Origin of the sequence: Brevibacillus borstelensis, assembly GCF_037834415.1 — a bacterium.
Lineage (GTDB): Bacteria > Bacillota > Bacilli > Brevibacillales > Brevibacillaceae > Brevibacillus > Brevibacillus borstelensis_A.
On sequence record NZ_JAUMSJ010000044.1, the window covers coordinates 28,137 to 42,335 of the forward strand.

Here is a 14,199-nt window from a genome sequence, read left to right on the forward strand (position 1 = left end):
GAGAACGCAGAAAAAGAAAACGGCGACAAAGGAACAGCCAAAGACTCTCAGCCATTTGGGCATGGAGCTGATATCCACCGGTTGGGGGGGCCCCCAGCTTCTGCTCTCTGCGCCTGTTACTAGAAGGGATCTATAGGCGGATCAGCAAGCGGAAGGTTGTTTACAGGCTGAGTCTCGTGAATGTTGTTCTTTTCCGTCATCCATACACTCTCCCCTGGGAAAGCCGGGGCAAACGCCCCAGTTTTCCTATTCTTTTACTTCGTTTCCGCCCGGGCAGAAAGCTGTCCGTTTCGCCGAAGCGCCATACCGACAACAGCCGATATGCCGAGCAGGGCAAAAGCGAGTATATAAACGGCGCGGACTCCGGCCAAATCGGCAACTCCCCCCATGATCAACACGGACAAACCAAAGGTGACCGAATCCAATGTTCCCTTGGCCGAGAGCACCAGCGGCAGCGAGTCGGCGGGAGACTCCTCCTGAATCATTGTCTGTTTGGCGACCTGCTGCAGCTGGTAAAAAGGACCGAGCGCAAAGGACAACACTAGCGCGCTCCACGTCCACGAGCTTACACCGAACAACAGCGTGATCATTCCGGAGAACAGTGTGCCTGCCAGAACAGCCGTCAGGAGCCGCGAGCGAATTCTGTCAGCGACAGCCAGCACCACTGCTCCACCCGCGACTGAGCCAAGCATGTAAGCGGCGTTGATGTATCCCCACCATTCCTCGCCTTGTCCCAATACCGTGTGAACGTAAGGAAGCAGGATAGCGGCCATCCAGACCGCACCCGAGAGGCCCTCCAGCACTTCCATCTGCACGAGCAGCCGCAGCGGGCGCCGGTTCCTGATCAAGCGCCAGCCGGTCGTCCACGACTGGGGTGCCTTGTCCTGATCAGCGCCTGTAGGCGCGTTATCCATTGTTTCCGTGTCATTTCTGCCACTTTCCACCGCTTGCTTTCCCCGCCTTTTTCCAAGCGGCCAAACCGCAATTGTAGCCACCACATAGGCAAAAAACGTTCCCCACAGCACATCGGCATATCCCAGCAAGGCCACCAGCAATCCGCCCGCTGCCCAACCGGCGAACTGGAGCGTCTGGTCCGAGGTCGCCATCAGTCCGTTTGCCCTTACCAGGCCATCGCGCGGCACCAGCGACGGCACCAGGGCATTGCGCGCAGGCGTGGCCCATCCGTCCAAGAAGGCGTTGGCAAAGACAAAGAAAAAAACAAGAATCAATTTTCCCGTGCCGAGCTGCTGGTCTAAAGCACTGGCATAAGCGAGAAACAGGGCGAACAGGCCAAGCAAGACCGTTTTCAATGCCTGCGAGGCGATCAAGGCCCCGGCAAGCGTAACCCGTCTAAACAGCAGCGGCGCCATCAGTCCGCTGATCGTTTGGGCAGCCACAAAAAGGATCGGAACAACGCCCGTGTAAAATGCGGATTCGGTCGAGACGTACACGGCTGATACGACAGCGACAACATAAAACACATCGCCAAGATTGGCCAAGGACTGCCCGGAAAACAGCAGCCAATACCGTTTTGTGAACATGACAAATAAACCTCCTGTCGGTCTGCCAAACAAATGATGAGCAGCAATGCTTCTGTTTGGGTGAATCGGCCGACAAGAGGTTTACAATGGAGGGATGCCCCTTTCACGAACTGTGTTATGTACATCAATCTTACTTGATCAGGTCCCTTCCTGCAAGACTTCCTTTTTCCGGAAAAAGCTGAAGTATACCCAGCCCGCGTTGATGAGCAAAAACGCACTGGTCATCCAAAATACGCCGTTGATGCTTACATAGCCTGCCATAAAACCGCCGATCATCGGGCCCAGCATGCTGCCGATACTGACGAAGCTGTTGTTGTACCCGTACACCCGGCTTACCATATGAGTCGGGGTGGCACGACGGAGCAGCGCATTGACCGATGGGAGCAGTCCTCCGAGCGACAAGCCCAAAAGGAAGCGCAGCACCACCAGCTGCCATACAGCGGTGACAAAGCCTTGGGGGATAAACAATAGACCAGCGGCGAGCAAACATCCCAGAAGCACTTTTTGCGAGCCGAACCGGTCCCCAAAACGGCCAAGCCGCGGAGCAGCCAGCACGTTTGCCGTTCCCATCGCCGCTTGGACGATCCCGGCCCAAAGCGCAACGTTACCCGCGCTTCCCAAGAGGATACCGATATAGACCGGCAGGATGGGAATGATGCTGAAGAGAGCAAACTGGATCATGACCGTCACAAAAAACAGAACAGGGAGCTTCTTGGAAGAAAAAATCATCCGAAAGTCGTCGCGCAGACTAGTCCTCTCCTTTTCTCCCGGCGGAACAAACGTCTCTTTTACCGTAAAGGTGATGACGAGGGTAGCCAGTAAAAGCAGGCAGCCTGTGACGACAAAAATCATCCGAAAACCGATCCGCGGTTCCAAGAGCCCGCCAAACAGCGGTCCCATAATCGAACCCGCCGTAATGAAGGACTGCAGAAGGCCTTGGGCCCAGCCGATCTGTTCCTTCGGCGTCGAAGAAGCGACAAGGGCGGTACTGGCCGGGATTATACCGCCGACCATCCCGTTCAACAGCCTGAGACCCAACAGCATCCACAGGGAGTTGGCAAACCCGGTCGCAGCGATAATGACGGACATAAAATAACCGGAGCGTAAAATCATGATTTTGCGCCCGTACTTGTCAGCCAAATTGCCCCAGATCGGGGAGACCAGACCAGCCGTCAAAAAGTTGGCGCCAAAGATGACTCCTGCCCAGGCTGTCACCTCATGAGGATCCTCGACGCCAAAATCCTGTTGGATGTACAAGGGCAGAAACGGCATGATCATGCTCATCCCCATCATCACGACAAAAAGAGCTCCGCACAGTACGTACAAGTTGCGTCGCCACGCTTCCATTGGCGCTCTCTCCCTCCTTTATTGCAAGGCCGGCTGCTGTTCGCCGGAAGTTCCCAAATCCTGCACATTCCACAGGTTGTGATACACGCCTTTTTGTTCCAGCAGCTCTTCGTGGCGGCCCTGCTCCACTATTCTTCCTTCTTTCATGACGACAATCTTGTCTGCATGGGTGATCGTCGACAGTCTGTGCGCAACGATGATCGTCGTCCGCCCGTGGGTCAGGCGGGCGAGCGACTCCTGAATCATGTGCTCCGACTCCAGATCGAGCGCCGACGTCGCCTCATCCAATATGAGAATGCCCGGGTCGCGCAAAAAGACGCGGGCAATCGCGATTCGCTGCTTTTGTCCGCCGGACAGCTTAACTCCGCGCTCGCCAAGCTCCGTGTCATAGCCCTCCGGCAATTCCATGATAAAGTCGTGCGCATTGGCCGCTTTGGCCGCTTCGATCACAGCTTGCTCAGTCGCATCCGGATTGCCCATCATGATATTGACGCGTGCCGATTCGCTAAACAAAATATTGTCCTGCAGCACCATGCCGATGTGGCCGCGCAGGTTTTGCTGCTTGATGTCCCGAATGTCGACGCCATCAACGGTGATGCGTCCTTCCGTTACGTCCCAAAAGCGGGGCAAGAGGCTGATCAAAGAGGATTTGCCTCCCCCTGACATGCCGACGATGGCGACCGTCTCGCCCGGTTGTATCGTCAGGTTTATCTTTTCCAGCACCAGAGGTCCCTCATCCCGATAGCGAAACGAGACGTCTTCAAAGCGGACCTCGCCGCGGATTCGGCCCGTTTCCGGATCGACAGGGAGTACGCCTGCGTCAGGTTTGTCGGTAATATCATACGACTCATCGATAAATTCAAACATCCGGTCCATCGAAGCCACGGCCTGCGTCAACGTCGTCGAGGAGTTTACCAGACGCCGGAGCGGCGTATAGAGGCGGTCCAGGTATGCGTAAAAGGCAACCAGCGTCCCGATCGACATCGTGCCGTTGATGACCTGATAGCCGGCATAAGAAATCACGAGCAGCGGGGCGATGTCCGTAATCGTGTTGACGACGGCGAACGTATTCGCATTCCAGCGTGTCAGAGCCAGCGCTTTCGTCAAAAAATGATTGTTTTCCTTGGCGAACTGCTTGTTCTCATGCTCTTCGAGAGCAAAGCTGCGGATCATCGACATCCCGTTGACCCGCTCGTGCAAATGTCCCTGCAGATGGGCCAGCGCTGCCGATCGCTCCCGCGTCAGCTGGCGCAGCCGCTTGTAAAAATACTTAACGGAGAAGCCGTACAGCGGGAAAACGAGAATAGACACAACCGTAAGCTCCGCGTCCATGTACATCATCACCGTCAGAGTCATTCCGATGGTGATCAGGTCCAGCCACAGGTTCATTAACCCTGTATCGATAAAGCTCTTGGTCGACTCCACGTCGTTGATCACCCTCGAGATGACCTCGCCTGTCTTGTGATTGTTGTAGTAGCGCATCGACAGACGCTGCAGGTGGTCGAACAGCTGATTGCGGATGTCAAACAAAATGCGGCTGGACACCCACTGGGCAAAGTACTGACGATAGTATTCTACGGGGGCCCTGATTACAGTAAAAACGAAAAACGCTCCGGCCATCAGCCAAAACAGCTGGGTCAGCTTTTCTGACTGAGGCATCGGACTCGGCAAGAGATCGTCGATAACGTACTTGATGATCAAGGGCAATAGCAACGGTATGGAAAACTTGATAATGCCGATAAAGATCGTGCCGATGATTTGCTTGGCATACGGCTTTACATATTTCATGTAGCGACGGATACTCAAAGCCCGCTCCCCCTTTTACACGCTCCGTCTAATCAACTTCTTTCTTGATTTTATTCTCGCCATTCATATAAAACCAGGAAGTGACCGCCAAACAAGGAAATCCCTCCCCCGTCAATCGGGAAAGGGATTATTCCTCGTCCTCACGCACCAACAGGTAACGCTCGTACCAGCGTTGGACAAATCCGTTTTGAAAAGGGCCTCGTCTCAGACGAACCCATTCCAGCACTTCCCGCAATGCGCTTTGTACGCGCTCGACGACCACAGGAGGGTAATTCATCTGCTTGCCGTGCAAGAGAAATTCCTCTTCGTCGAGGATCGTGTAGGTCATATCGGGAAACACCTTTACGTCAAGATCGTAATCAATGTAACTCAAGAGAGTCCCCTTCAGACTGAACGGGGAACCGATGTTGCAATAGTAGTAAATGCCATCGTCCCGAATCATGGCGATGGTATTAAACCACTGTCCGCGACCAAAGGTGCAGATTGCCGGTTCACGCGTACGCCACTCCCGGCCGTCAGACTCTGTCACTTTTACTCGGTCGTTGCCGCCAATCACTACTGCATCGCTGGTGTGGATGAGTGTCGTCTTATCCCAGATACGATGCAGGGAGTGGTCGTGTTTAAAGCTTTCAATGCGGATAATGGAGCCTGGAGCTGGCGACATGACCCTCCCCTTTCTTCTCTTCTCTATCTGAATGGGGACAGTCTCCCTTAAGAAGAGAGCTTTTTGGAAAGTGTAACATATTTTTGCATCTCATAGCCAAGCGAATGATAAAAAGGGAGTACTTCCGGATTGGCTTGATTTACCATGATCAGAACGCGATTGACGCCTCGCTGTCTAAAGCGCTGTTCGATCGCCTCCACCAATTTCCGGCCGATACCTCCACCCTGCAAGCGGGGGAGAACAGCCAAACGGTAAAAATAAGCCCGTGTCCCGTCAATGGTTCCGACAACCACGCCGACCACTTCACCCTCTTGCTCTGCCACCATCACCAGATCGCTGTCCCATGCAAGCTGTTTGGCCAGGTCATTCAGCGATTCTGCTTCTTGTTCCTCCAAACCGGTTTCCTGCCAAATGCGAGTAATTGCGGAATAGTCACCGAGCCGAAACGGACGAATCAGCATAAGTTGCCTCCTTCGATGCCTTCTTTTTCTATTGTACACCAAAAAGGACAAGTTTGTCTCCGTACGAAGATGCAAAAGAGGGGTGGAGGCTGATAGCCTGCCGTCCCCTCCAAAAATTTTCGCAATCACGTAAGCAGAGAAATGCCTCCATCGACAATCAGGGTTTGTCCGCGAACCATCGAGGCTTTGTCGGAGAGCAGGAACATCACCGCATTGGCCAAATCCTCCGGCTCCACGATCCGTCCCGCTGGCGTGCGTGCCGCAGAACTCGCGAGCAACTCCTCCCGATTCGGAAAATGGCGCAGCGCGTCCGTATCGACCGCACCGCCCGACACTGCATTTACAACGATATTGTGCGGAGCAAGTTCAACCGCGAGATAACGGGTAAGCGCTTCGACTGCCGCTTTGGATACGCCAACAGAGGTGTAGTTGTCCAGAACGCGGATCGAGCCCAAGCTGGACAAGCTGACGATCTTTCCACCTTCGCCAGTCTTGATCATCAGCTTCGCCGCTTCCTGCGCGCAGAACAAAAGCGCCTTGCTGTTGATATCCATCGTCCAGTCCCAGTGGCTTTCCTCCAGCTCCATCAGAGGTCGAAGCACTCCCGAGGCCGCGTTGTTGACGAGTACATCCAGACGGCCGAATTCGCGGTCGATTTCCGCAAACAGCTCTCTGATTTTTTCCACATCTCCCACATTGGCTTTCACCAGATGGACACGGGCTCCTTTCGCCTCCAGCTCGGCTGCCGCTTCACGGGCAGCGGAACGGTTGCGCAAATAGTTCAGCACGAGGTCATAGCCCTGCTCCGCCAGCTGCATCGCGATCGCTTTGCCAATCCCGCGGGTTCCCCCTGTTACGAGCGCCACTTTTTTTATTGTATTCATAAGTTGCCCTCCTACTACACCAACTATTAATATCAGGTACTAAGCATTTCGTCATTTATTATACATCTCCGCCTTGGCAATTGCTACCCGCGAAATGACACAAGCGAAAAGCCTCAAACCTGTCCGGGATGGAAATGAGTAAGGCCAGCCATACTATCAGGAGAACGGTTTGCACGGAAAGGAGACTCTATTTCTATGTATATTGGCCGTGAATTGTCCGAATTGACCATGACATCGCTGGACGACTGGGAGCTGAATGAATTGCTGTACTATCACCACGCCATGTCGCAGTTGGCCGCTTATCTGAACGCGGAGGGAACCTCCATGCACGCCAAAATCATCAAAGAACTGGAATCCAGAGGTCCTGTCGGCGGAGACGGCGGAGGCTGGGACCATTCTTCCGCCCCTATATACGACTAAAGGAAGGGAGTGCCATTTTTCGTGAAAACCAAGAACCGCCAGCTTGGAACCATTATCACTATCGTTGCTTTTAGCCTGGCAGCCATGATCGGTCTTATTTTTATGTTTTGGGTCTGAGCCTGTCCCCAGCGCTTGGCTGATCTGGTGTATGACGGCAAAAAAAACAAGGCCGGAGAACTTCTGGCCAGCAACTTGATTTAGGTTTGAAAACGGGCAATCTGCTCCCGCAGATGGGCTGCCATTTTTTCCAATTCGACTGCGGACGAAGCGATTTCCTCCATAGACGCCAGCTGCTCCTCTGCTGCTGCGGAAACGCTCTGGGTACCATCCGAGCTGAGAACCGACAGCTCCGCTATGCTACGGATCGATTCACTAACCTGGCGGGTACGGGATGACACGCGCTGGGTCGCATCGGAAACCTCCGCGATTCTATTTGCCACTTCCCCGACCGCTATGCGAATCTGGTCGAAGGACTGGCCAGCGATAGAAACTTTCTCGATCCCGGCCGTCACTCCTTCCGGCTCCGTTTCATCACCTCGACAGCCGTATCCGTTTCGGACTGGATCGCCGCGATCAGCACGGCGATTTGCCGGGCGGAATCCGAAGACTGCTCGGCCAGCTTGCGGACCTCGTCGACCACGACGGAAAAACCGCGTCCCGACTCGCCGGCGCGCGCTGCTTCAATCGCGGCGTTCAGGGCGAGCAGGTTCGTCTGTTTCGCGATATTGCCCATCAGCTCCACGATGTTGCCGATTTCCTGGGAACGGCCGCCCAGGCTCTGGATCACATCGGACAAGGCCTGAATGCTTTGATTGGAAGCGTTCATCTGTTGGACAGCCTCCCGGACCGATTGATCTCCCTCGCTGGCAAGCTTTTCCGGTTCATGAGCGGCGCTCAGCAGCTGCTCGGATATTTGTTCCTTAGCGCTTTGGTACGAAAGCAATCCCAGTACGAGTGTCGGGATCATCAGTACCGCTGCAAAGGTGGCTATCAATTTTGTTCTGACTGATGTGTTCCTCTTCCCCAAAGGCGAACTCCCCTTCTTTTTATGTTCAGTACCATTTACCCTGTTCTGAAGGAAGAAAAATTGGATAAAAATACTAATTGCCTTTATATGTTGTTTCAGTATACGAGAAGCAAGGTCTAGCAAACCACCCGCTTCTATTGTCAGAATTTATTTTCTTTTATTTTTTGGCAAAAAAGACCTTTACATCGAGAAAAATTTGCCATATTCTAAGAGTACGATTTTCATTGATCATTCTAAGGAAGGAGGCAATCAACATGATTATGGTAACTATGGCAGCACTCGATATGGCACTGGTTCCAACAACTTCATATGACAACGCCTCCTGGACGAACGAATCGTAGCATATTGCAAGACTGCGCTTCTTGTTTATACCCTTTTCGTCGCATACCAGACCGCAGGCGTTGTAGCTTGTGGTCTTTTTATTCCCATTTTTGCCGCTACCAAGACCGTAGGCCCCTAGCCCGCGGTCTTTTTATATCCATTTTTCCCTTGAGAGGAGGTGATTCAAGATGGTAGTCAACTTTTTGTTTTTCACAATCAAGATCGAGCGCCAAAACGCCGCACAGCGTATCGCCGAGTACAACTGTGAGCGCTATTTGCAAGAACGCGCAAACGCGCAAGCGATGCAGGCTGCTCAATACCCTGATTTTGCAATTCGCGGGTAAGACTTTGAAAAGTAATCCAAGGAGGGATGTCAGATGAGAAGCAAAATTCGCCGTCAGAAAATGAGATTCACAGGAGTCAAATCGATAGAAGGCGGCTGACTGACCATTTTTGTCCCTGTAGGAGGGGTAGTGTAATGTACATTCCAATGATTTTCTTCAGCATTCGCATCGAGAAGCGTGTGTTGTCTCCAGAGGAAGCCGAAGCTCGTTATCAGCAGGAGCAATTCATCCGGGAATGGGAAGAGAAGCGCTTGCTGCAAGCAGCCCAGTTCCCCGAATACTGCCGCTGGTAAGGAGTACAAATAGCGGAAAAAAGCGACCCTAGCGGTCGCTTTTTAGCTTTTCCACGATTTTTTGATGGGCAACGGGGAGTGCGAGGGACGAAATCTCGTCCAAGGTAACGAAGCGGGCATCGGAAGGCAGCTCCGCTCCGTCAATCCAGTCGCAAAGCCATACCTCCATGTTCCAGTGTAGATGGGAAAACGTATGCTGAACCTCCATCAACGGCTGCAAAACCTCAGCATCCTGGCCAAAACGACTGCTCAAGCCATCCAGAAGCGCCTGCTGCTTGACGGACAGCGTGTCTGCATCGCTCTCAATCATCGGAAACTGCCACATTCCGGCAAGCAGCCCTTGCTCCGGCCGCTTGTTCATCAATACGCGGTCCCCTCGCCGAACTACGGCTACCTGCAAATTGACCGGCCGCGGCGGCTTCGCCTTGCCTTTCACCGGCAGCTCTTCCTGAACGCCTTCACGCCGAGCGAGACAGTAATCAAACACCGGGCACGTCAGGCACTGCGGAGTTCTCGGCACGCAAACGAGTGCGCCCAGCTCCATCAGCGCCTGATTGAAATCGCCCGCTCTCCCTTCAGGTATGACCTGTCTGACAAGATGCTCGACTTTTATCCGTGTGGCCGGCTTGGCGATGTCATCGGTCATGAGCAGCAAGCGCGAGAAAACGCGCATGACATTGCCGTCCACGGCTGGCTCCGATTTTTCGTAGGCAATGCTGAGAATCGCTCCCGCCGTATACGGACCGATCCCTTTCAGCTTTGCGATTTCTTCGGGTTTGTCCGGGATAACGCCCCCGTAGCGTACCTTGACCTCCCGGGCGGCGCTTTGCAAATTGCGGGCACGCGAGTAATACCCGAGCCCTTCCCAAGCCTTCAGCACCTCTTCCTCGGGAGCATCGGCCAGCGCTTCTACGGTTGGAAACTTTTCCATAAAGTTATGGTAATACGGTTTTACCGTCTCGACCCTCGTTTGCTGCAGCATGATCTCCGAAACCCAGACCCGATACGGATCCCGATTGATGCGCCAGGGGAGATCCCGCTTCTGGCCGTCATACCAGGCCAACAGATCACGCGAAAATCCAAAGACATGAAACTCTTCGGGAAGTGTATACGTTAACGCTTTTTTTTGCTTTCCTGCCATAGTTGTCTATGCAAACTCCTTTTCTCGCGCCAAATGGGCAGGCTTAAACGCCCATACGTGCAATTTGGCTGCCCCTCCCGCCACACAGGCGCAGAACTCCTGATCGGCCAGCCGCCATGCCTTGATCGCTTCGTATTGCCCGACACTCTCTACATGAAAGGCTTCGACGAACAAACCGGGCTGGTCATACCCTTCCCAGCAGCGGTATTCGCGCGCTCCCTTTTCCCCGATTCGGGCCGGCATTTCTGCCAGCAGACGAAGGTACTGGTCGCGCATGGATTCTGCGATCTTGTATTCGATGAAAACGGTAAGCACGTTGTCCCTCTCCTTTCCGGTCCCTTTCATCATACCTGCCCGTTTCCAAAGGAACAAGGATACTTTTTTCAGCAGAACAGGGAATTTTCCCACCCAACACGCTATAATAACTGATAAGAAAACCTCAATGGGGCCGTTTCACGGATGCGCGACGGCGTTTATGGGCAAGTTTTTGCCGGAACGAAAGGGGGAGCGTTCGCACCTCATGGATACTGCAACTCACTTTGCCATGGGCTTCGGATTGGCAGGTCTCGCCCACCTTGATCCTGTCGTAGCTTCAACACCGGGATTGGCAGAGGCAGTCATGATCGGAACAGTCATCGGTTCACAGGCACCAGACCTGGATGGATTCACCCGTTTTCGGGGAAGTGCCGCTTACATCCGCCACCACCGGGGAGTCTCTCACTCCATTCCGGCGCTTTCAATCTGGACGGCTGCAGTCTTCGCTCTCGTACAGGCCATTTCCCCGCAGGCTCACTGGCTGCACCTTCTCGGCTGGATTTTTGCCGCTGTCTGTCTCCACGTCTTCGTCGATCTGTTTAACGCCTATGGAACAAAAGGATTGTACCCGTTTACCAACAAGTGGATAGCCTGGAATGTCATCTTTATTTTCGATCCGTTTATTTTTGCCGCTCATGTGACCGGCCTGATGCTATGGGGCGCGGGCGCTAATCCGGGGCACGTTTTCCTGTGGGTATATTTGTCGCTCATTCCGTATTACTTCTGGCGCTGGCAAGTGAAAAAACGAATGAGCGAAACGGTTCGGACGTACATCGGCAAAGAGGGGACCTACACGGTCATCCCGACACTCTCCTGGAATCAGTGGACCTTTGTCGTCCAAACGAATCACCATTGGTACGTCGGTGAAGTGCACGGCGGTGAAGTCAGCATCCTGGATGTCTTTACGATCAAGCCGGAAAATGAGCTGATCGCCGTCGCGAAGACTGACAAGAAGGTACAGGCGTTTCTTTCCTTTGTTCGCCATGCCCACGTCGAGACCAAAAAGCAGCCGTTCGGCTACGAAGTAAGATGGTTTGACCTGCGCTATCGGGCCAGGTACTCCGGAAAAAGCCACTATATGTTCGTCGCCGTAGTCTATCTGGATAACGACTTGAATATCCGCGACTCGTTCGTAGGCTGGATTCACCGGGGTGAAGAACAGCTTGCCAAAAAGCTCGATCCGGACAAAGAAATACAGCTGGGATAACATATGGCAAACGCGCTTGCTCACAGGCAGGCGCTTTTTTATTTACCATCTGACCCGATGCAAAAACAATAAACTGCCCCTTTTTCAAAGGTCAGCATCCTCCTATCATGGACGTACACCAATACGCTGAACGGGGGAGATCCTTTGTTTCCGATCCGCTATTCCAAACGCACGATTACTGATCAAAACCAAATCGACGCCTTCCTGACGCAGGCCAGGATCGGCCATCTCGGCCTGTCTGACGGGGAAGTGCCGTATGTCGTCCCGCTGAACTTTAGCTGGCTAAACGGAAATGTCTACTTTCACGGAGCGGATTCCGGCAGAAAAGTGGAGATGATCGCCAAAAACGCCCGCGTCTGCTTCACAGTCTGCGACGAATACGGAACGATCGCCGATCCCGTACCCGCTCTCACCGACACTGCTTACATGAGTGCCATGCTGTTCGGCATCGTGGAACGGGTAGAAGATCCGGAAGAAAAGCGCGACGCCCTGCAAGCCATGCTGGACAAATACGTCCCCGGCTACTACCCGGAGCCGCTGTCCTTGCAGCATGTGTTGAAGTACCGCTCTTCCATGGGCAGCGCCGCCGCCGTGTTTCGGATCAAGCCCGATGCGATCACGGCAAAAGGGAATCCGCTGTCAGAAACAAGCGCATTTTATCCGGGGCGTACACAGCAAATGGACGTGTAAGCGACACGTTTCACAAAAAAAGACACGTCTGACCGTCATGAGGTCGCGACCTGAAGGCTCGGTCGGGGCACTCTTTCGGGGCAGACGTGTCTTTTTGCTCAGGCGTAAACTGCGCTAACGGTCAAAACGGCTTCACGGTTTACCGTACCGGCAGGGTCGCAGGAGCGCTCATCCCGGTAGAAATGGCCAGGCGATTCCAGCAATTGATCGTGTTGATGGCCATCAGCAGGGAGACGATTTCCTTCTCGCTGAAATGCTTTTGTACGTTTTGGAACACCGCTTCCGGCACTCCTTCCTTCGCGATCAGCGTGACGGCTTCCGTCAGTGCCAGCGCCGCCCGCTCCGCGTCGGTGTACACATCCGCCTCTCTCCAGGCATTGAGCAGGTACAGACGCTGTTCGGTCTCGCCAGCTTCTCTGGCTTCACGCGTGTGCATGTCGAGGCAGTAGGCGCAGCCGTTCAACTGGGACGCCCTCGTCTTTACCAGCTCCAGAAGCTTATGATCCAGCCCGCTGCTGCGGACGAAGCCCTCCAGCTGCAGCATAGCTTGGAAAGCCTGGGGATTGGCTTTTCGATATTCCATTCTCGGTTTCATTTCCATCGATCCTCTCTCAGTGGATTTTGCGTTCGTACTTGAAACGATAAACCCCTTGAGTTTGTGACCGCATTTCCGAGATTTTTTTTATTTGGCTCCAAACTTCCAAATGACGTGGCTGAGACTGCCGTAGCGAAAGCTGATATGCTCCCTGGCTGCCGTTCTGTCTTCATCGGCGGCGCCCATCGCGTACAGCAGCGGTACGAAATGCTCGCTTCCGTGCGCTGGAACGGCCTGCCGGGCATACGGGGCAAGCGTCTCGTAGCGGAACAGAGATTCCAAATCCCAAGCCTCGATCTTATCCCGCAGCCACTCCTCAAACTGAACAGCCCACTCATCTCCCTCCTCAGTATCAGAGCGCATATTCATGTAAGCAAAATTGTGTACGGTTCCGCCGCTTGCAATGATCAAGACCCCGTCGTCGCGGAAAGCTCGCAGCGCTTTGCCAATCGCATACTGCTCTTCCGGCGACAGATACGGATTGACCGAGAGCGAGACGACCGGAATATCCGCTTCCGGGTACATCATGCGCAAGACGACCCACGCTCCGTGATCCAGCCCCCGGACCGGCTCTGCCTGTGCGGAAATGTTCACCTTTGCGAATGCTTGCATTGTCTTGGCAGCCAAAGCGGGATCGCCCTTGGCGGGGTACTGAATTTCGTAAAGCTCGCGAGGAAAGCCGCCAAAATCGTGAATGGTAGCGTTGAACTCTGTCGTACCGACAGCCTGGACGCAGCTCTCCCAATGCGCGGAGAAAATCATGATGGCTTTCGGGCGAGACAGCTCCTTCGCCAATTGCTTTAGCGCTTCTGTATATTGATTTCGCTCAATCGCAAGCAGGGGTGCTCCGTGGGCAAGAAAAAGCGACGGCATTGTCATGGTGCAAGACTCCTTCCTTTTGTACACTTAATTACCTTTTGTAAGTATTATATCTCATCCTTTCCACACTTTCTATCTTTTCCTTTGCAAGGCGATTTCGATCAAACCTCAATCCAATGGCTGCACCGGCGATATTCGCTTCGCTTTGCTATTCCACGATGACGATCGTCCCCGCCGTCGCTTGATTCGGAAACGGGCCCGGCAAAAGAAACCTTTACCCCGCTTCCCTCCCGCAGGTCATCCAGTTCCTCAAGCATTTGACAC

17 protein-coding genes are annotated in these 14,199 nt (G+C 53.7%); 5 read left to right on the top strand and 12 right to left on the bottom strand.

Going from position 1 to position 14,199, the window contains the following annotated elements; translation table 11 throughout:
• Positions 1 to 254 precede the first annotated feature (254 nt).
• From Q3F21_RS23735 to fabL, 6 genes are all read right to left on the bottom strand, one after another.
• Positions 255 to 1,541 (bottom strand): MFS transporter, encoded by a 1,287-nt coding sequence (locus tag Q3F21_RS23735; RefSeq protein WP_340258527.1) that lies wholly within the window; start codon positions 1,539 to 1,541, stop codon positions 255 to 257.
• A 138-nt stretch (positions 1,542 to 1,679) separates the two neighbouring features.
• Positions 1,680 to 2,888: an MFS transporter gene (locus tag Q3F21_RS23740; RefSeq protein ID WP_340258529.1), complete on the bottom strand. Its 1,209-nt coding sequence runs from the start codon at positions 2,886 to 2,888 to the stop codon at positions 1,680 to 1,682.
• A gap of 18 nt (positions 2,889 to 2,906) precedes the next feature.
• Positions 2,907 to 4,694 carry an ABC transporter ATP-binding protein gene (locus Q3F21_RS23745; RefSeq protein WP_340258531.1) on the bottom strand — a complete coding sequence of 596 codons (1,788 nt, stop codon included), beginning with the start codon at positions 4,692 to 4,694 and terminating at the stop codon, positions 2,907 to 2,909.
• A gap of 127 nt (positions 4,695 to 4,821) precedes the next feature.
• Positions 4,822 to 5,358 carry a DUF402 domain-containing protein gene (locus tag Q3F21_RS23750; protein ID WP_340258534.1) on the bottom strand — a complete coding sequence of 179 codons (537 nt, stop codon included), beginning with the start codon at positions 5,356 to 5,358 and terminating at the stop codon, positions 4,822 to 4,824.
• 47 nt (positions 5,359 to 5,405) lie between these two features.
• Positions 5,406 to 5,819 (bottom strand): GNAT family N-acetyltransferase, encoded by a 414-nt coding sequence (locus Q3F21_RS23755; protein ID WP_340258536.1) that lies wholly within the window; start codon positions 5,817 to 5,819, stop codon positions 5,406 to 5,408.
• Between the two features lie 125 nt (positions 5,820 to 5,944).
• Positions 5,945 to 6,703, bottom strand: a complete 759-nt coding sequence (fabL, locus tag Q3F21_RS23760; protein ID WP_340258538.1) for an enoyl-[acyl-carrier-protein] reductase FabL — start codon at positions 6,701 to 6,703, stop codon at positions 5,945 to 5,947.
• A 195-nt stretch (positions 6,704 to 6,898) separates the two neighbouring features.
• On the opposite strand from fabL, the gene Q3F21_RS23765 reads away from it, so the two are divergent.
• Positions 6,899 to 7,123: a hypothetical protein gene (locus Q3F21_RS23765; RefSeq protein WP_340258540.1), complete on the top strand. Its 225-nt coding sequence runs from the start codon at positions 6,899 to 6,901 to the stop codon at positions 7,121 to 7,123.
• 197 nt (positions 7,124 to 7,320) lie between these two features.
• On the opposite strand, the gene Q3F21_RS23770 is transcribed toward Q3F21_RS23765, so the two are convergent.
• Together Q3F21_RS23770 and Q3F21_RS23775 are read right to left on the bottom strand one after the other, a co-directional pair.
• On the bottom strand, positions 7,321 to 7,635 hold the full coding sequence (locus Q3F21_RS23770; RefSeq protein ID WP_340258542.1) for a hypothetical protein: 315 nt from the start codon (positions 7,633 to 7,635) through the stop codon (positions 7,321 to 7,323).
• Positions 7,632 to 8,150, bottom strand: a complete 519-nt coding sequence (locus tag Q3F21_RS23775; protein WP_340258544.1) for a methyl-accepting chemotaxis protein — start codon at positions 8,148 to 8,150, stop codon at positions 7,632 to 7,634. The genes Q3F21_RS23770 and Q3F21_RS23775 overlap by 4 nt, the downstream gene beginning before the upstream one ends.
• A 509-nt stretch (positions 8,151 to 8,659) precedes the next feature.
• Here Q3F21_RS23775 and Q3F21_RS23780 point away from each other — a divergent pair.
• The gene (locus Q3F21_RS23780) at positions 8,660 to 8,815 is read left to right on the top strand and encodes a hypothetical protein (protein ID WP_340258546.1); all 156 of its coding nucleotides are present in this window, start codon (positions 8,660 to 8,662) and stop codon (positions 8,813 to 8,815) included.
• A gap of 134 nt (positions 8,816 to 8,949) precedes the next feature.
• Positions 8,950 to 9,108, top strand: a complete 159-nt coding sequence (locus Q3F21_RS23785) for a YrzI family small protein (protein WP_340258548.1) — start codon at positions 8,950 to 8,952, stop codon at positions 9,106 to 9,108.
• A 28-nt stretch (positions 9,109 to 9,136) separates the two neighbouring features.
• Here the strand turns inward: Q3F21_RS23785 and mutY are convergent, their stop codons facing one another.
• Together mutY and Q3F21_RS23795 are read right to left on the bottom strand one after the other, a co-directional pair.
• The gene (gene mutY / locus Q3F21_RS23790) at positions 9,137 to 10,249 is read right to left on the bottom strand and encodes an A/G-specific adenine glycosylase (protein WP_340258550.1); all 1,113 of its coding nucleotides are present in this window, start codon (positions 10,247 to 10,249) and stop codon (positions 9,137 to 9,139) included.
• A gap of 6 nt (positions 10,250 to 10,255) precedes the next feature.
• Positions 10,256 to 10,564 (bottom strand): hypothetical protein, encoded by a 309-nt coding sequence (locus Q3F21_RS23795; RefSeq protein ID WP_340258552.1) that lies wholly within the window; start codon positions 10,562 to 10,564, stop codon positions 10,256 to 10,258.
• A 205-nt stretch (positions 10,565 to 10,769) separates the two neighbouring features.
• Here Q3F21_RS23795 and Q3F21_RS23800 point away from each other — a divergent pair, with 205 nt between their 5' ends.
• Together Q3F21_RS23800 and Q3F21_RS23805 are read left to right on the top strand one after the other, a co-directional pair.
• A complete protein-coding gene (locus Q3F21_RS23800) occupies positions 10,770 to 11,771 on the top strand; it encodes a metal-dependent hydrolase (RefSeq protein WP_340258554.1) in 1,002 nt (333 codons plus the stop codon).
• A 144-nt stretch (positions 11,772 to 11,915) separates the two neighbouring features.
• Positions 11,916 to 12,461 (top strand): pyridoxamine 5'-phosphate oxidase family protein, encoded by a 546-nt coding sequence (locus Q3F21_RS23805; RefSeq protein ID WP_340258556.1) that lies wholly within the window; start codon positions 11,916 to 11,918, stop codon positions 12,459 to 12,461.
• A gap of 139 nt (positions 12,462 to 12,600) precedes the next feature.
• On the opposite strand, the gene Q3F21_RS23810 is transcribed toward Q3F21_RS23805, so the two are convergent.
• Positions 12,601 to 13,062: a carboxymuconolactone decarboxylase family protein gene (locus tag Q3F21_RS23810; RefSeq protein ID WP_340258558.1), complete on the bottom strand. Its 462-nt coding sequence runs from the start codon at positions 13,060 to 13,062 to the stop codon at positions 12,601 to 12,603.
• A gap of 81 nt (positions 13,063 to 13,143) precedes the next feature.
• Positions 13,144 to 13,935: a class III extradiol ring-cleavage dioxygenase gene (locus tag Q3F21_RS23815; protein ID WP_340258560.1), complete on the bottom strand. Its 792-nt coding sequence runs from the start codon at positions 13,933 to 13,935 to the stop codon at positions 13,144 to 13,146.
• Between the last annotated feature and the right edge of the window lie 264 nt (positions 13,936 to 14,199).